Source organism: Pseudarthrobacter siccitolerans (genome assembly GCF_030823375.1).
Taxonomy (GTDB): domain Bacteria; phylum Actinomycetota; class Actinomycetes; order Actinomycetales; family Micrococcaceae; genus Arthrobacter; species Arthrobacter siccitolerans_A.
On the sequence record NZ_JAUSXB010000001.1, the window covers coordinates 1561516 to 1577519 of the forward strand.

Genomic DNA, 16004 nt, shown 5'->3' on the forward strand with positions numbered 1-16004 from the left:
ACCCGCAGCGTCCACCAATCGGGCCAGGGTGCCGGCCGCACAGTTTCTTTGCTTTCACACTTTCCACGGACTGGAAGAGCAGCTGTATCCGAATAGACGGGTAGCTGCCTTCCCGGTCCGCTGGAATTCTTTACGCCGGAACGGGCAAGACGGATCTTGCCCCTACCCGATGATGGGCCGTTCCTCCGGAAGGCGGTACAGCCGCGGCCGGGCCGAGAGGGCAAGCGCGGATGCCACCGTCACTGTACCGATGCGGCCCGTGAACATTAGAGCCATCAGCACCCACTCGGCGGACGGGGGAAGGTTGTACGTGATGCCGGTGCTCATGCCCACGGTGCCAAACGCGGAGATTGATTCGAACAGGACCTTTTCCAGGCTGTAGTCCGTAAAGATCAGCAGCAGCATGGTTCCGATGACCACGGCGGCAACCCCCAGCAGTGCAACCGACAGGGCCTGCCGCTGGGAGGAGGAGCTGACGGACCGGTGGGCAATGGTCACCTGGTCACGGCCGCGGACTTCGTTCCAGATGGCGAAGCCCAGCACCAGGAAGGTGGTGATCTTGATGCCGCCGGCGGTGCCGGCGCTGCCCCCGCCGATGAACATCAGGATGTTGGTGACCATCAGCGTTTCCGGGGCTGCGGCGCCATAATCGATGCTGTTGAAACCGGCGGTTCGGGGAAAAACGCTGCCGGCGAAGGAGCCGAGGATCTTGCCCGTGAGGGAGAGCTGGCCGAGCGTTTCGTTCCGGTTCCATTCGAACGCCGCGAACAGTGCCATCCCGGCGATGAGGAGGAACAGCGTTCCGTAGATGGTCAGGCGCAGGTGGACAGTCCAGTTCCGGGGCTTTGTCTCGCCGCGGGTGAGCTGGATGATCACCGGGAACCCGAGTCCGCCGGCGATGATGGCCAGGCAGATGGGGGTGATGATCCAAGGGTCCTCGGCGAAGCCGATGAGGTTGTTGCTGTAGACCGAGAAGCCGGCGTTGTTGAAGGCGGAGACGGCGTGAAAGATCCCGTGCCAGAGGGCGGTGCCGGGGTTCTGGTCATAGGCGATCCAGAACCGGGCCGTCAGGACCAGGGCCGTTAGGGCTTCGAAGGTGAGCATGATTCTCGCAACCCGGAGCAGCACGGCCCGGACGTCGCCGAGGTTCAAAGTGTGGGTTTCCGACTGGGCCACGAGTTGGCCGCGCAGGCCGATGCTCTTGCGGACCAGCAGGGCCAGGAGGGTGGCCAGCGTCATGATGCCGAAGCCGCCCACCTGGATGAGCGCGAGGATGACCACGTGCCCGAAAGGAGTCCAGAACGTCGCTGTGTCCACCGTGATCAGGCCCGTGACGCACACCGCCGAAACCGAGGTGAACAGGGCGTCCATCAACGCGCCCGCCTCGGGATCGGTGCGGGAGGCGGGGAGCATCAGCAGTGCCGCCCCGATGAGGATGACCATCAGGAAAGCCACAGGAACAGCCCTGACCGGGTGGGTCAGTATCCTGCGGACGAAGTTTGCCTCCCTGCCCTCCTTTTCGTTCCGGGCGTCCCGCAGCATCTTCCGGACGGCCGCCACGCTGGAGGCGTCGGGGCCTGCCGGGACCGGTCCCGACGGCGGGATGCTCCGTCGGAGGCTCATCCCACGTGGATGCCCGGGCGCCGGGCCGGGTCCGGTTCGTTTTCGCGGATGATTTCCCGGACCACCGGCGCAGTGTCACCGCGGCCCAGGAGCAGGTAGCGCATGAGGTGGGCCAGGGGGTTCCCTTCGGACCATTCGAAGTAGGCGTGCGGCTTGACGCCGGTGCCGTCCCGCAGAGCCAGGAGGATGGCGGCGATGGCGTTGGGCGCGGCGGGGCTCTGGGCGCGCAGGATCCGGTGGCCGTCCACTTCAACGCCGTGGACCTGCAAGGTGTCGCTGAACTCTGACGGATCGGTGATGTCAATTTCCAGGAAGATAACATCCGCCGTTCCCGGCACGGGGTTGTTCTCCCGCTGCACCGCTTCCTTGTCCGCGTACTCTGCGCCGTTGCGGGCCTGCGGCCGGTTGGCGATGAGGTTGATCCGGCCGTCGTAGTCCAGGGTGTCGCTGATGAAGCGGCGCGCGTCGTCGTCGAACTCTATCTTGTCCACACGCAGCTCGGTGGTGCGGCTAATGCGAGAGACGAGGGACACTGCCACGATGCCCAGGATGAAGAATCCGGAGATGGCCAGGCCGTCAGGTTTTTCGATGACGTTGGCAGCCAGTGCGTACAGCATCACTAGGGTGAGCACGGTGAAACCGACAGCGGCGGCCTGCCGCTTGCGGCGGATTGCTGAGATGGTGACGGCGATGGCGCCGGACACCATCATGGCCAGGATGCCGGTGGCGTACGCGCCGGCCTGGGCGTTCACGTCTGCCTTAAAGCCGATGGTGATCAGGATGCTGATGGCGGTGTAGACGAGTACCACCGGACGGACGGCGCGGGACCATTCCGGGGCCATGCCGTAGGAGGGGAGGTAGCGGGGGACGATGTTGATCAGGCCGGCCATGGCGGAGGCGCCGGCGAACCACAGGATAAGGATGCTGCCCACGTCATAGACGGATCCGAAGCCGTTGCCCAGGAGTTCATGGGCCAGGTATGCCAGGGCGCGGCCGTTGGCTCCTCCCCCGGCCTGGAATTCCCCGGCGGGGATCAGGACGGTGGTGACGAAGCTGCTTCCCAGCAGGTAGACGCTCATGATGAGTGCCGCCGTCGTCAGCAGTTTGCGGGTGTTTTTGACCCGGCTGGCCAGCTTTTCTTCAGCCGTCGTGCCATGTGAGGCAACCAGGGGCATCATGCTGACGCCGGTCTCGAAACCGGAGAGTCCCAGGACCAGCAGCGGGAATGCCATCAAGGCGGGGCCCACGATTCCGCCCGGCCCTCCGCCGGAGGAGGTCAGGGCTTCGGTCCAGGTGGTGAATGCGCCGGGAGTTGCCAGGACCTCTGCGATGCCGGCCCCGATGATGATGGCGTTCAGTACCAGGAACACGGCCACCAGGGGAATCGCGACGGCGACGGCTTCTGAGAAGCCCATCAGGAACACGGCGCCGAGCACCACGAGCAGGAACACGGTGATGGGAACTGCCTGGCCTTCCAGGAACGGCGGCAGGTAGGGGTTCTCGAGCAGGTGCACCGTGGCGTCAGCCGCGGAGAGGGTGATGGTGATGATCCAGGAGGTGGCCACGAAGCCGAGCAGGACCAGCACAAAAACCTTTCCCCGCCAGAAGGGCAGGAGCCGTTCCAGCATCGCCACGGATCCCTGCCCGTGCGGGCTTTCCTTGGCCACCCGCCGGTACATGGGCAGCATCCCCAGAAGCGTCAGGGCGACGATGAGCATGGTGGCCAGGGGTGACAGGGCGCCCGCAGCGAGCGCCGCGATGCCCGGCAGGTAGGACAGGGTGGAGAAGTAGTCCACACCGGTCAGGCACATCACCTTCCACCAGCTTTGCTGCGCCCCGTGGCTCTCGTTGGCTTCGGGGCCGACGGGCTGGCTGACCCGGTGTTCCAGCAACCACTTGGCTAAGGGGCTGCGCGGTTCGGTTTCAAGTTCCGGGTTGGGAACGGTGGCGGGAAGGGAAGACCGGGCGGAAGCCGTCAAGGACGTGTCTTTCTTTGTTGCCCGTCACGGGCACAACTTCCCCGGTTCCAGGCGCGACGCTGTGCTGATAACTAACGGAGCCTAGCACCGGGCCAATCGCCTCCCGTCGCCAATTCCGGGGATCTTAACGCTTTCTTAACGCCTCCCGCCATTGAACCCTGTTCAGTCCTCCACGAACTCCAGCAGATCGCCCGGTTGGCAGTTGAGGACTCGGCACATCGCTTCGAGCGTGCTGAACCTGACTGCCTTCGCGCGCCCGTTTTTGAGCACTGCCACATTGGCGGGCGTGAGGCCCACGCGCTCGGCGAACTCCCCCACGCTCATCTTCTGCTTTGCCAGTTCGACGTCGATGCGCACCACGATGGGCATCAGATCACTGCTTCCAGGTCCGAGCGGAGGTCCGCGGCCTGCCGGAGCAGGGCGCGGAGCACCACCACCACCAGGCCGACGGCGGCACCCGCTACCAGCATCAGGATCAGCAGGAGCGGCACGCCAGGGTCATCGGCGTTCAGGACCACAATGGCGGAGAACACGGCGAGCATGGTCCAGGCCGCCGCGATAGCCCACATGATCGCGTCCACCCACACAAAGGCCCGCCTGCTGAAAATCTGGTCGCGTTTGACCATGGTCAGCAGCTTCCAGGTGCTGACGATCACCACCTGGAGGCAGGCCACCTCGAGGATGGCGAAGATGGTGAGCGGCCACTGGAGTGAGGCCCGCTCCGGGTTTTCCGCTGCCATGTGGGCGAACTGGCCCGGCAGGGACATGACCTGGAACAGGACCAGGAGGAGGAACGCCGCCACGAGGACGATCCGGAGGGCGGTGACCGCCAAACGAGTGATCTGCATAAATCGACCTTCGGTTAATAGCTATCGAAAGTCAATAGGTCCAGGAGCCACAGCCGTCCCCCATCCCGCTTGCCCTATCAAGGTTGTACTGGCAGTACCTGTTTACGGCGGGCGTTGTGCTGTTACCTAGTCCATAGGCCCGAATCCATTTTTAAGCCCATAAAAACCAACCCCGACGAATAGGAACTAATGATGGCTACCTGGCTCATCACAGGATGCTCCACCGGACTCGGCCGGGCACTTGCCCAAGCTGTGCTCACCCACGGCCACAACGCGGTGGTCACCGCACGGGACGCCAACGCAGTGCAGGACTTCGCTGACGCTTTCCCGGACACGGCGCTGGCCCTGCCCCTCGACGTTACAGACCGGGCCCAGATCAGTTCGGTGCTGGAACAGGCAAAGGCGCGCTTCGGCGGCGTGGACGTGCTCGTCAACAATGCCGGCTACGGGTACCGGGCGGCAGTAGAGGAAGCTGACGACGCCGATGTGCGGCAATTGTTCGACACGAACGTTTTCGGGGCGGTGGACATGATCAAGGCTGTCCTTCCGGACATGCGCGCGCGAAGGTCCGGGTCCATCGTGAACATCTCCTCGATCGGAGCCCGCATCACACCGGCGGGATCCGGTTACTACTCAGCCACGAAGGCTGCCCTGGAGGGCATCTCCGGGTCGCTCCGCAGGGAACTGGAACCGCTCGGCATCAACGTCACCGTCATCGAGCCCGGCGCCTTCCGCACCGACTTCGCCGGCCGCTCACTGACCCAATCCGCCTCGCCCATCGAGGACTACGCGGAGACGGCCGGGAAACGGCGCAAGGAGAACGACACGATGGACGGCAACCAGCCCGGGGACCCGGCCAAGGCCGCCGAAGCCATCGTGACAATCGTGGACAGCCCCGCCCCGCCGTCGCTGGTTGTGCTGGGTGAAGACGCTTTTGGCGCCTTCACCGCAGTGGCGGACGCGCAGCGCGCCGAACTGGACCAGTGGCGGGACCTCAGTCTCAGCACAGCAATCAATGACTAACCCGAACCAGAGCAAAGGAACTCCATGAACAGCGTGACCCTCAACAACGGCGCCGAAATGCCCATCCTGGGCTTCGGCGTCTACCAGATCCCGCCGGAGGAAACCCAGGCCGCCGTCGAAGCTGCCCTCGCCGCCGGCTACCGGCACCTTGACACCGCCGCCGCCTACGGCAACGAGGAGGAATTGGGTGCAGCGGTGAAGGCGAGCGGCATCGCCCGTGAGGAACTCTTCATCACCACTAAGCTCTGGGTCCAGCATGCCCCCACCGGCAGCGTCGAAGATGAAACCCGGCGTGCGTTTGAGAGCTCCCTCACCCGGCTGGGACTGGACTACGTGGATCTTTACCTGATCCACCAGCCGCTCGGGGACTACTACAGCGAATGGCGCGCCATGCAGGAGCTCAACAAGGAAGGCCGGGCGCGCTCCATCGGAGTATCGAACTTCCACTCCGACCGGCTGGTGGACCTCATCGACCACAACGAGATCGTTCCCGCCGTCAACCAGATCGAAACCCACCCCTTCCACCAGCGCACCGGGGAGCAGGAGCTGATGCGCGGGCGCGGCGTCCAGATCGAGTCCTGGGGTCCGTTTGCCGAGGGCCGGAACAACCTGTTCACGGATCCGCTGCTCAGCGAAATCGCCGAGGCGCACGGCAAGTCAGTGGCACAGGTGGTGCTGCGCTGGCTTATCCAGCGCGACGTCGTGGTCATTCCCAAGTCCGTCCGTCCGGAGCGGATGGCCGAGAACTTCGACGTGTTCGATTTCGCCCTTACCGAAGAGCAGATGGGCCGGATCGCCACCCTGGACACTGACGAGAGCTTGTTCTTCGACCACCGCGACCCCGAAATGGTGAGCCGGCTGGGCGGACACCGAGTGGATTGATCCGCTGCCTCCGCCAGCGGGAAGCCCGGGCTAGCCGGTCAAGGCCGTGTCGTCGTGGGCAGCGCCAACAGGCTTGGATTCGGGTGAGCCGCGCTGGCGGAGGTAGATGGAGAGGACCACCATGGACCCGACGGCGAGGAATTCCGACTGCCAGTTCTGCAGGGTGCGGTTCCAGAACTCTGCAGACGTCACGTACTCGGTCCAGGAAACGGGCTGCTGGAAGTTCCTGAGCTGCTCCTCGTTGTAGGCGCTGTTGCCCGCTATGGACTGGACCAGCCAGCACAGGACGAAGATCAGCCCCATGGTGGTCCCTAGAGAATTCGAAAAGACCGTGCGGCGCCAGCCGGCGGCCTTTGCCCAGGCCGGCGATTTCTCGTTGCTGTACTCGCCCACCAGCTGGTCTTTGTCGGATTCGGTTCCGGGCTCGTCCAGTTCCTTTGATTCGGGTGATCCTCTCTGGACCAGCCAGACCGTGGCAAGGATGTAGAGCAGGAACTGGAGGTATTCGGACTGCCAGTTTTCCGAGACGTCCACCGCAAAGTGGGAGGAGGTGAGGTACTGGCCCAGGCTGATTTCCTCGAGTCCGTTCGCGAGCTGTTCCTCGTTGAAGAGGGCATGGCCGGTCAGGCCCTGCCCCAGGAGGGCCAGGAGGAAGATCAGCCCGAAGAAGAGGCTCAGTCCGTTGTTCCGCAATGCTTTTTTCACCGCTTCCTCCTATCCGTGGACGAGTCCGACGACGGCCATGTAGGCCAGTCCGCCGAAAATCAGGATCAGGTACAGGGCAAAACTCCAACGCATGACTAGTTGCCTCCCACTTCACAGTTGTAGGGCGCGTCACCGTTCGGTGTGCACCCGGCTGCCGTGACCTTCCAGCCGCCTCCCGCAGCAGCCAGGAAGACTGCATCGTGCTCAAATTCCACAAAGGCGGCGCGCCCGTATATTTCGGTGCGCGTCACCGTTCCCGGCTCCTGGATCTGCAGGTTCCCCAGGTGGTCCTCGCAGGAACTCTCCTGTTCCTGGGCTGTCTTCCCGCGCGTATCGGATTGCAGCATGGCGCAGGCGGCGGACCAGTCGGACCGGCTCAGGTCCTGGTGGAATTCCTGCGCCGCATCGGCAGGGGCAGCTCCGTCGGGGGCGCAGCCGGATACGGCGAGCAGGGCAGCGATGCCTGCCACGGTCACAACGTAAGTGCCGGGCCTGCCAACTGTCCGGGCGTCGGATCTGGTTCTACTTCGCATGCTTCTCCTTCCCAACTGCCAGTTTTTGGATGTTCCAGACCCGGCGTGGATTCCCGGCTGGACCATCAGCCTTTCTCCTGTCCCGGGCGCACTCCGAAAAGGACGTTCAGCCCCCAGCCCACCGCGGTGATGAGCACGATGGCCCCGGCCATGGCCGCCAGTTCCGCGGGGCTGGTCAAGATGCCCAGGCTCACGATCAGGGTGGTTGCCCCTGCTGGTGGGTGCGGCGTCTTCAGCAGTGTGAGCACCAGCGTGGTCAGCGCCACGGACAATGCCCCGGCCAGCAGGAATGCGGGGTTAAGTCCGGCCAGGGGCGCCGGCGGGCGGTCCTGCAGACCGAAGGCATAAAGCATGGCGACGCCGGCCACCAGCCCAACGCCGTGGCCGGCGAGGGTATTGACGGGCCGCGAGGCCTGCTGGGACGGGGACTCGAAGAACAGCATCACTGTGGGCCCCAGGCTGGGGAACAGCCAGGGCTGGCGGAGCGCCAGCCCCACCGCTCCGGCGGCCGCCAGCACCACCAGCGACAGCACGGCAGCGTATATGGCCGCACCGGGGCGGCTCTTGGTCAGGCGGGAAACGTCGGTCACAGGGCACCTCCTCTAGGTACGGTCCAGGGCATGTTCTGTGCTTACTCGGCGACGATCAGGGCCTGGGGCGCGGCTTGTTTCATGCGGGTGGACAGCCACTCGAGCTGGGTTTTTGTCTCGCCCTCACAGCGGGTGACCACGGCGAGGAGATCCGCGTCGCGTAAACCCTGGGCGGCCTGCTTGACGGCGGTCCACGTGATGTCCACGAGGGAACCCAGCAGGTAGAGGTCCTGCAGGTCCCGCAGCAATCCCACCGCCCCCGAGCGGGTGCTGGACAGGCCGTCCGCATGCAGCCGCTCGGGCTCGTCGTCCTTTTCAACCTCGCCGTAGCGCTCCACTATGGGCTGCAGGGCCTGCTCGTGCTTTTCGCACTGATCCGCCAGGGACCGGCACAGGAAATACACGTCCGGCTCATCGCCGTGGCCGTCGGCCACCTGCCGGAAGGATTCGGCCAGGGTGTGTTCGGAGCGGTGGAGCAGCCCCAGGTAGATGGGAAGCTTCATGGCCTTTCCTCCTCCTTGGGGGCCACAGCCGGCGGTTCAGTGGGGGTAATCGTCTCACTCACTTCACTGGCTGCCCCGCCCACCGTTGCGGGCACCCGGCCTGCACGGGCGGGACGGGATGCGGTGGTGGTGGGCGCTGGTGCCGGGCCGGTGGCGTCACTGACTTTCGTGACCCGCACCGCGGCGGTCTTGTAAACGGGCTGCTTCGATACCGGGTCCCACTCGGTCAAGGTCAGTTCATTGGCCGCCCGCGGGCGCTGCTGCGGATCGGCGTCGGTGGGGTCCGCAATGTCCCAATACCCGTAGTGGAAGGGTGCAAAGACAGTGCCGGTACGGATGTTGGCGATCCGCACCGGGGCGAAGAGGTGGCCGCGGCGGGATTCGACCCGTACCACGTCGCCCTCCCCCAACCCCAGCGCACCGGCATCGCTCTCCGCCATCTCCACCCACATGGCCGGGGCAGCATCCTGCAGCTGCGGCGAGCGGCCCGTCTTGGTGCGGGTATGGAAGTGGTAGGCCGTCCGGCCCGTGGTGTAGCGGAAGGGGTACTCGCCGTCGGGGGTTTCGTGCGCGCCCTGGTACGCCGCTGTTTTGAAGATGGCACGCCCGTTCGGTGCCATAGCTTTGTACGCCTGCTCCCCCACGGTGGCTCCGGTGGTGAGGTCGTGGCCGTATTCTTCGGCGACATCGGCGTGGGTGGGAAAGACCCCGTCCCCGTACAACCGGTCTGTACCGTTCGGGTGTTCCTCGTTGACCGGCCAAGGGATGCCGCTTCCGCCACGCAGCCGCTCATAACTGAGGCCGGTGTAGTCGCACAGCCGGCCTTTGCTGCACTCGCGCCAGGCGTTGAATCCGTCCTCAGGGCCTTCCCAGTCCAGCAGCGGACGGCCGGAGTTGGTGCGGAAGTCCATCCGCCGGGAGTAGTCCAGGAAAATCTGGAGGTCGCTGCGGGCCTGGCCGGGCGGTTCCACTGCCTGCTCGGACAGGTGGACAGTGCGGTTAACGTTGGTGAACGTCCCGGTCTTTTCCCCCCAGGCGGCAGCAGGGAGGACCACGTCGGCATACTTGGTTGTCTCGGTCAGGTAGAGGTCCTGCACCACCAGGAAGAGCTCTGGTTTGGCCAGGATTTCGCGGATCCGGGGCAGCTGCGGCATCGACACGGCAGGATTGGTGGCGGAGATCCACAGGAACTTGATGGAGCCCTGCTCGGCGTAACGGAAGATCTGCGCTGCGTGGGTGGGCGGGGCCCAGTGCGGGATAACGAGTTCGTCCACGTCCCACAGCTCGGCCAGCTGTTTGATGTGCTCGGAATTCTCCCAATTGCGAAAGCCCGGCAGATCGCCGTCGGCCCCTGCCTCGCGGGTGTTCTGGGCGGTGGGTTGGCCGTTCATCTGCAGGATTCCGCAGCCTGGCTTGCCGATCATGCCGCGCAGCAGGTGCAGGTTGTTGACCTGGCAGGACGAGGCGGTGGCCTGGGCGGACTGGTAGAAGCCCTGCAGCACCGTGGAGAGTACCCGCTGCGAGGTCCCGAAAATCCGGGCCGCTTCCACCACCGCGGCCGCATCCACTCCACATTCGGCCGCAACGGCCTCCGGTGTCCAGGCCTCGATTTTGTCCGCCAGATCCTCGAAGCGGAGCGTATGCGCGGCGATGTAGTCCTGATCAATCCACCCGTTGCGGATCACTTCGCGGAGCAGTCCGTGCATCAGTGCCAGGTTGGTGCCCGGCCGTACGGGCAGGTGAACGTCGGCGTGCCGGGCCACTTCGGTGGAGCGCGGGTCCACACACACCACCAACGGTTTGTTGGGCCCGGAGATCCGGTCCAGGACCCGGGCCCACAGCACCGTCTGGGTCTCGGCCATGTTATGGCCGTAGAGGAAGATCGCGTCGCACTCGTCGATGTCCGTGTAGCTGCCGGGCTGCCCGTCCGAGCCGAAGGACTCCTTCATCGCTGCCGCGGCCGTGGCCGTGCACAGCCGCGTGTTCCCGTCCATGTGCGGGGTCCCGAGTCCGGCCTTGCCGATGATGCCCAGGGCGTAGTACTCCTCCAGGAACAGCTGGCCGGACGTGTAGAAGCCGTGGCTCAGCGGCCCCTTCTCGTCCAGCAATGCCTTGCTGCGGGAAACGATCCGGTCCATGGCGGTGTCCCAGTCGGTCTCCACGAGTTCCCCGTTTTCGCGGATCAGGGGCCGGGTCAGCCTGTCCTTGTTGCTGACCCCCTGCCAGGAGGCGAAGAGTCCCTTGGGACCGAGCCGGCCGTGGTTGACCACATCGATCGCCCGGCCCCTGACGCCCACCATGGTGCCGTCCTTGACGGCGATGTCGATGCCGCAGCCGTTGCTGCATAGGACACAAGCGGACTGTACCCACCGGTCCACGTTCTGCTCGGTCAGCCCGGTGGCGAGGACCTGGTCCACCCGAACGGGCCACCGCTCCCCCCGGGCAAATGGCGTACGGGTCCCCCAGATGTCAGCGATCCGGTCCACCATGGCCGTTTTTCCTTTCGTCCGGGACATCCTTGTCCGAGTTCCAACGCACCGCGGGTGACCGGTTGAAAGTACTGTTTACGCAGGTCAGCCGTAAGATCATCCCGTGATTGACAGTAGCCTTACCATTCCGGCGAGTAAAGCACCGCCGCTTCCAGTGCTTACGTCACAGGAGAGATTTGTCCCGGAGATTCTTTTTCCAGATCGGGGCAGGCAGTAGGCTTCACGAATACTGACCTGTTGGGGCAGGGCTGGGGGAACAATGTTTTTTAAGTGGCTCGCGCGCTACTTCCGCACGCTGGGGACCAGGGGCCGAACGGTCATGTTCCAGCTTCCGCTGTCCATCACCATGCTGCTGGTCCTCGTCCTGGCGGCGGTCCTGCACCCGGATTTCGAGTGGGCCGGACCATTCCCCTATACCTTGTGGGGCCATCTCGTCCTGCTGGCCGCCTGCGCCCTGGTGCCGTGGGAACGGTTTCCGAAACGGGCAACCCTCATCATCCCGGTGCTGGACTGCCTCGCCATTGGCCTGTCCCGCGAAGCCGGCGACCAATACCTGGCCGTGCTCGGCTTCCTCCTGGTCTTTCCGGTCGTCTGGTTGTCCCACGGCCCGCAGCGCAGCGGGATAATCATTGCTGTGCTGGCTGCCTTCCTCAGCGTCGCGCTTCCGCCGGCAATCCTTGGCACGGGCTACACGAGCGCCTCCTTCATCCGGATTGTGCTGCTGCCGGTCATCCTGACAGCGATGGCAATTACCACCTATGGACTTGCCGAGGCCCTCCGCCAGCAGCGGCTCCTGCTGGAAAAACAGGAAGTCGAGGTCCGGCGGCTGCTGGCAGCCAGCGAGGACCGGGAGCAGCTGCTGGGCACCGTCATGGACACCGTCAGTGTCACGGTCTGCGCCCTCGACGACAAAGGCCGCACCATCCTCACCAACCAACATCAGGCCAGTCACCCCGCCGGAGCCATCTGCGCGGAGCCACGTGCAGGTGACGGTCCAGGCCTACCGGTCTACGGCATTGACCGGAAACAGCCCCTTCCCCCGGAGCGGCACCCACGCACCCGGGCGGCGCGAGGTGAGCCCTTTACCGATGAACTGGTGTGGATCGGCAGTGGAACCGGCCAGCGCGCATACTCGGCCACCTGCAGGCTGATCAGAACTCCGGACGGCCGGCATTACGGGGCTGTCCTGGCCCTAACCGACGTCACCGCACTTGTTGAGGCGCTCTCTGCCAAGGACCAGTTTGTCGCAAGTGTCTCCCATGAGCTCAGGACGCCGCTGACATCGATCCTGGGCTACCTGGCCCTGGCCATGGATGACGACAGTCTTGATCCCGACGTCGAACATTGCCTGGGCGTGGCCAAACGCAACGCTGAGCGCCTGCTGACCCTGGTGGGCGACCTGCTCACCACAGCCTCCGGCACAGTGACCGTCACTCCCCGCCCGGCTGACCTGGCCGAAGTTGCCGCGCAGAGTGTTGAAGCCGCCCGTCCCCGGGCCAAGGCCGGAGGCGTCACCGTGCACCTGCAAGCAGAAGGTCCGGCCACCGGGCGCTTCGACCCTGACCGGCTGGGGCAGGCGATAGACAACCTGGTGTCGAACGCCATCAAATACACTCCTTCCGGCGGTTCTGTCACAGTCCGCGTCAGCACCAGCGGACAGAATCTCACCTGCGAGGTGGCCGATACCGGAGCCGGGATGACCGAGGAAGATCTGGCCCAGGCGTTCACCCGCTTCTTCCGCACCGCCAAAGCCCACTCCTCCGCCATTCCCGGCGCCGGCCTGGGACTCGCGATCACCAGGGCCATCATCGAAAACCACCGGGGAAGCATCACCCTCACGAGCACCCACGGAAAAGGAACCACTGCAACAATCACGCTGCCGGACGCGGACGTCGTGGCCCGCCCCCTGGTTTCTGCCCGGGACAGTTCCACAACTTGAGCCATTCTTGAGCAAGTCTTGATCGCACCTGCCCCGGCTCTTGAGCAACGCCGTGCAGAGTATTCGGTGTAAGGCCTGAAGCGCGCGGCAACTGCAACTGGGATCTGGGCCCGGTAGCGCCAGGGCCTTAATTCGGAAACAACCGAAGGTCTTAGCGCTTGGCGGTGTCGAGAAGCCGGCACCGCCAGGCGGATCTTTCACACCAGGGTTTCCGCAGCTGTGCCAGCCCGACTGGCTCCCGCAGCAAAGGAACGCTTCTACCGCTGGTCCGGTTCCCGTCCAAGCGTGAGGGCCACCGGAGCGGGTTTCGAATCCGATCCGCAGCCCGCACAGCACGCGGCGCCCCCTTCCGCTGCAGCAGGAGCTGACGGGAGCAGCCCGTAATCCATGCTTGCCGATGCGCAGCAGTCGTCACCTTCGCTGTGCTGCGCATCAGCGCCGGGGATGGTACAGCAGATATCGCCGCGCCAGGCGTTGATTCCTTCACGGACGGCAATGCCCGAGATCACCAGGGCGGCTCCGGCGTCGGCCCACCACCAGCCCAGGGTGCTGTTCAGGACCAGGCCCACCAGCAGGACGGCCGAGAGGTAGGTGCACAACAGCGTCTGCTTGGAGTCGGCAACGGCGGTCCGGGATCCGAGTTCCCGGCCCGCGCGGCGCTGCGCCCACGACAGGACGGGCATGACCGCCAGGCTCAAGGCCGCGATGATGATCCCGGGAGTCGAATGCCGGGCCTCGCCACCGCCCGCCAGGGAACGCGCAGCGTCCCCGGCCACGAAAGCGGCAAGGGCGAAGAAGGAGACAGCGATAATCCGCAAGGTCAGATGTTCGCGCCGTTCCGGGTCTTTGGCCGAGAACTGCCACGACAGCGCCAGGGCTGACGTCACTTCGATCAGGGAATCCAGGCCGAACCCGATCAGGGCCGAGGAGTCGGCCACCCCGCCGGCCCAGAGCGCCACTGCCGCTTCGATGACGTTATAAGTGATGGTCGCCGCGGCGAACAGCCGGATCCTGCGGGACAGGACGGCCCGCCGCTGCTGGAGGGGCGTCTGGAGCACGGCCGTCATGCGAGGCACGTCCCGTCAGGGGCGCAGCAGGACGGATCCACTGCCAGGACAACACCGAGCAGGTCCTTGATCGCGTGGCCCAGCCGGGCATCCGCGAGTTCATACCGGGTCCTGCGTCCGTCCGCGACGGCTGCGACCAGGCCGCATCCGCGCAGGCACGTCAGATGGTTGGACATGCTTTGCCTGGACACGCCCAGGGCGTCCGCAAGATCTGACGGGTAGGACGGGACATCAGCGAGGGTCAGGAGAATCCGGGCCCGGGTGGGGTCTGAGACCGCGTAACCGAACCGGGCCAGCACGGGCGCCTGGGTGAGCGTTTCCATACCCTCATAGTACATAGATGGATGTATTCAAGCAATACTGTATCGAAATGCCGCAAGACACTTCTGCGCACTTCCGAGTAAAAACGCCGCGAGCCGGCAGCCCTAAAAACTACTTTTCGGTATGCCTAACTTTCGGTTATCCTCGTATCAGAAGGCCCCGATGATGAGGATTTTGACGATGGCTGCACCCGCTCTTGAACTTCGCCCCGCACCACGCAAGGTATGGTCCAGGCTCCTGCTGCTCGGCCCTGCTTTTGTCGCCGCGATCGCCTACGTGGATCCCGGGAACGTCGCCGCCAACCTGACCGCGGGTGCCAACTACGGGTATCTGCTGGTGTGGGTCCTGGTGGTGGCCAACGCCATGGCAGTCCTCGTCCAGTACCAGTCCGCCAAGCTGGGCCTCGCCACGGGAATGAGCCTTCCGGAGATCCTGGGCAAGCGACTGGGCACCAAACGGCGGCGCCTGTACTGGGTGCAGGCAGAAATCGTCGCCGGTGCCACCGACATGGCCGAGGTCATCGGTGGTGCGGTGGCCTTGAACCTGCTGTTCGGGTTGCCCCTGCTGGCCGGCGGCCTGATCATCGGTGTGGCGTCGATGCTGCTGCTGGCGCTGCAGTCCCGCCAGGGCCAGCGGACCTTCGAGTACGCAATCCTGGTATTGCTGGGAATCATCGCTGTCGGGTTCATGACCGGCCTGTTCGTCAACCCGCCCGACGGCGGAAGCGCCCTGGGCGGGTTGCTGCCGCGTTTTGAGGGCACGGACACCGTCCTGCTCGCCGCCAGCATGCTCGGCGCCACTGTCATGCCGCACGCGATCTACCTGCACTCCGCCCTGGCCCGGGACCGGCACGGATTCTCGGAGGACCCTGCCGTTCGGACCCGCCTGATCCGCGCTACCCGGTTCGACGTCCTGGGTGCCTTGTTGCTGGCAGGCGTGGTCAACATTTCGATGCTGCTGCTCGCCGCGTCCAGCCTCCGCGGCATTGAGGGGACGGACACCATCGCCGGCGCCCATGCCGCCGTCACCTCGGCCCTGGGCCCCGCCGTCGGCATTATTTTCGCAATCGGGCTGCTGGCCTCCGGCCTGGCGTCGACGTCGGTGGGCTGCTACGCCGGGGCCACCATCATGGGCGGTCTGCTGAAGGTCCGTATACCGTTGCTCACCCGCAGGGTCATCACCCTGATTCCGGCCTTGATCATTTTGGGTGCCGGGATCGAACCGACCCTCGCCCTGGTCCTGAGCCAGGTGCTGCTCAGCTTCGGTATCCCGTTTGCCTTGATCCCGCTGATCCGGTTGACCGGCAAACGGGAAGTTATGGGCATCCACACAGACTCCAAAGCCTTGAAGATTGCCGGTTGGACCAGTGCCACGCTGATCGTGGGCCTGAACATCGTCCTCATTACCCTGACGCTCGCCGGCCATTCCTGAGCCAGGTTGACGGCGGAACGCCGGTTGATATCAGGGGCCCGCGAGGAACGAGGCAGCCGCAGTAATGGCCT

15 protein-coding genes are annotated in these 16004 nt (G+C 65.0%); 4 read left to right on the forward strand and 11 right to left on the reverse strand.

The genetic code is table 11. The features are described 5' to 3' along the window. Positions 1-162: 162 nt before the first annotated feature. From QFZ36_RS07345 to QFZ36_RS07360, 4 genes are all read right to left on the reverse strand, one after another. Positions 163-1623: a TrkH family potassium uptake protein gene (locus QFZ36_RS07345; protein WP_306635116.1), complete on the reverse strand. Its 1461-nt coding sequence runs from the start codon at positions 1621-1623 to the stop codon at positions 163-165. Further along, entirely contained in the window at positions 1620-3602 is a 1983-nt protein-coding gene (locus tag QFZ36_RS07350) for an amino acid transporter (RefSeq protein ID WP_306635117.1), read from the reverse strand. Before QFZ36_RS07350 ends, QFZ36_RS07345 begins: the two co-directional genes overlap by 4 nt. A gap of 162 nt (positions 3603-3764) precedes the next feature. Continuing rightward, the gene (locus QFZ36_RS07355; protein ID WP_306635119.1) at positions 3765-3971 is read right to left on the reverse strand and encodes a helix-turn-helix domain-containing protein; all 207 of its coding nucleotides are present in this window, start codon (positions 3969-3971) and stop codon (positions 3765-3767) included. Continuing rightward, a complete protein-coding gene (locus tag QFZ36_RS07360; RefSeq protein ID WP_306635120.1) occupies positions 3971-4450 on the reverse strand; it encodes a DUF2975 domain-containing protein in 480 nt (159 codons plus the stop codon). The genes QFZ36_RS07355 and QFZ36_RS07360 overlap by 1 nt, the downstream gene beginning before the upstream one ends. A gap of 192 nt (positions 4451-4642) precedes the next feature. On the opposite strand from QFZ36_RS07360, the gene QFZ36_RS07365 reads away from it, so the two are divergent. Beyond that, positions 4643-5473: an oxidoreductase gene (locus tag QFZ36_RS07365; protein WP_306635121.1), complete on the forward strand. Its 831-nt coding sequence runs from the start codon at positions 4643-4645 to the stop codon at positions 5471-5473. Between the two features lie 24 nt (positions 5474-5497). Then, positions 5498-6355: an aldo/keto reductase gene (locus QFZ36_RS07370; RefSeq protein WP_306635122.1), complete on the forward strand. Its 858-nt coding sequence runs from the start codon at positions 5498-5500 to the stop codon at positions 6353-6355. A gap of 30 nt (positions 6356-6385) precedes the next feature. Here QFZ36_RS07370 and QFZ36_RS07375 read toward each other — a convergent pair whose 3' ends face one another. The 5 genes from QFZ36_RS07375 to QFZ36_RS07395 all read right to left on the reverse strand — a co-directional run bounded on the left by QFZ36_RS07375 (position 6386) and on the right by QFZ36_RS07395 (position 11175). Then, positions 6386-7060 (reverse strand): DUF6766 family protein, encoded by a 675-nt coding sequence (locus QFZ36_RS07375; RefSeq protein WP_306635124.1) that lies wholly within the window; start codon positions 7058-7060, stop codon positions 6386-6388. 95 nt (positions 7061-7155) lie between these two features. Further along, entirely contained in the window at positions 7156-7593 is a 438-nt protein-coding gene (locus QFZ36_RS07380) for a hypothetical protein (RefSeq protein WP_306635126.1), read from the reverse strand. A 65-nt stretch (positions 7594-7658) separates the two neighbouring features. Then, a complete protein-coding gene (locus QFZ36_RS07385; RefSeq protein WP_306635128.1) occupies positions 7659-8183 on the reverse strand; it encodes an HPP family protein in 525 nt (174 codons plus the stop codon). Positions 8184-8224: 41 nt separating this feature from the next. Continuing rightward, positions 8225-8686, reverse strand: a complete 462-nt coding sequence (locus QFZ36_RS07390) for a hypothetical protein (protein ID WP_306635129.1) — start codon at positions 8684-8686, stop codon at positions 8225-8227. Continuing rightward, positions 8683-11175, reverse strand: a complete 2493-nt coding sequence (locus QFZ36_RS07395) for a molybdopterin oxidoreductase family protein (RefSeq protein ID WP_306635130.1) — start codon at positions 11173-11175, stop codon at positions 8683-8685. Before QFZ36_RS07395 ends, QFZ36_RS07390 begins: the two co-directional genes overlap by 4 nt. A gap of 319 nt (positions 11176-11494) precedes the next feature. On the opposite strand from QFZ36_RS07395, the gene QFZ36_RS07400 reads away from it, so the two are divergent. After that, the gene (locus tag QFZ36_RS07400) at positions 11495-13114 is read left to right on the forward strand and encodes a sensor histidine kinase (RefSeq protein WP_306635132.1); all 1620 of its coding nucleotides are present in this window, start codon (positions 11495-11497) and stop codon (positions 13112-13114) included. A gap of 257 nt (positions 13115-13371) precedes the next feature. On the opposite strand, the gene QFZ36_RS07405 is transcribed toward QFZ36_RS07400, so the two are convergent. Together QFZ36_RS07405 and QFZ36_RS07410 are read right to left on the reverse strand one after the other, a co-directional pair. After that, on the reverse strand, positions 13372-14181 hold the full coding sequence (locus QFZ36_RS07405) for a cation diffusion facilitator family transporter (protein WP_306635133.1): 810 nt from the start codon (positions 14179-14181) through the stop codon (positions 13372-13374). Next, a complete protein-coding gene (locus QFZ36_RS07410; RefSeq protein ID WP_306635134.1) occupies positions 14178-14504 on the reverse strand; it encodes an ArsR/SmtB family transcription factor in 327 nt (108 codons plus the stop codon). Before QFZ36_RS07410 ends, QFZ36_RS07405 begins: the two co-directional genes overlap by 4 nt. 178 nt (positions 14505-14682) lie before the next feature. On the opposite strand from QFZ36_RS07410, the gene QFZ36_RS07415 reads away from it, so the two are divergent. Further along, on the forward strand, positions 14683-15933 hold the full coding sequence (locus QFZ36_RS07415) for an Nramp family divalent metal transporter (RefSeq protein WP_306635136.1): 1251 nt from the start codon (positions 14683-14685) through the stop codon (positions 15931-15933). The last annotated feature ends 71 nt before the right edge of the window (positions 15934-16004 follow it).

Excerpts from the sequence above, each read along its gene's own strand:
- QFZ36_RS07360 (WP_306635120.1), bottom strand. The coding sequence starts at position 4,450 with ATGCAGATCACTCGTTTGGCGGTCACCGCCCTCCGGATCGTCCTCGTG.
- QFZ36_RS07405 (WP_306635133.1), bottom strand. The coding sequence starts at position 14,181 with ATGACGGCCGTGCTCCAGACGCCCCTCCAGCAGCGGCGGGCCGTCCTG.
- QFZ36_RS07390 (WP_306635129.1), bottom strand. The coding sequence starts at position 8,686 with ATGAAGCTTCCCATCTACCTGGGGCTGCTCCACCGCTCCGAACACACC.
- QFZ36_RS07400 (WP_306635132.1), top strand. The coding sequence starts at position 11,495 with ATGTTCCAGCTTCCGCTGTCCATCACCATGCTGCTGGTCCTCGTCCTG.
- QFZ36_RS07365 (WP_306635121.1), top strand. The coding sequence starts at position 4,643 with ATGGCTACCTGGCTCATCACAGGATGCTCCACCGGACTCGGCCGGGCA.
- QFZ36_RS07370 (WP_306635122.1), top strand. The coding sequence starts at position 5,498 with ATGAACAGCGTGACCCTCAACAACGGCGCCGAAATGCCCATCCTGGGC.
- QFZ36_RS07355 (WP_306635119.1), bottom strand. The coding sequence starts at position 3,971 with ATGCCCATCGTGGTGCGCATCGACGTCGAACTGGCAAAGCAGAAGATG.
- QFZ36_RS07410 (WP_306635134.1), bottom strand. The coding sequence starts at position 14,504 with ATGGAAACGCTCACCCAGGCGCCCGTGCTGGCCCGGTTCGGTTACGCG.
- QFZ36_RS07380 (WP_306635126.1), bottom strand. The coding sequence starts at position 7,593 with ATGCGAAGTAGAACCAGATCCGACGCCCGGACAGTTGGCAGGCCCGGC.
- QFZ36_RS07395 (WP_306635130.1), bottom strand. The coding sequence starts at position 11,175 with ATGGTGGACCGGATCGCTGACATCTGGGGGACCCGTACGCCATTTGCC.
- QFZ36_RS07345 (WP_306635116.1), bottom strand. The coding sequence starts at position 1,623 with ATGAGCCTCCGACGGAGCATCCCGCCGTCGGGACCGGTCCCGGCAGGC.
- QFZ36_RS07415 (WP_306635136.1), top strand. The coding sequence starts at position 14,683 with ATGGCTGCACCCGCTCTTGAACTTCGCCCCGCACCACGCAAGGTATGG.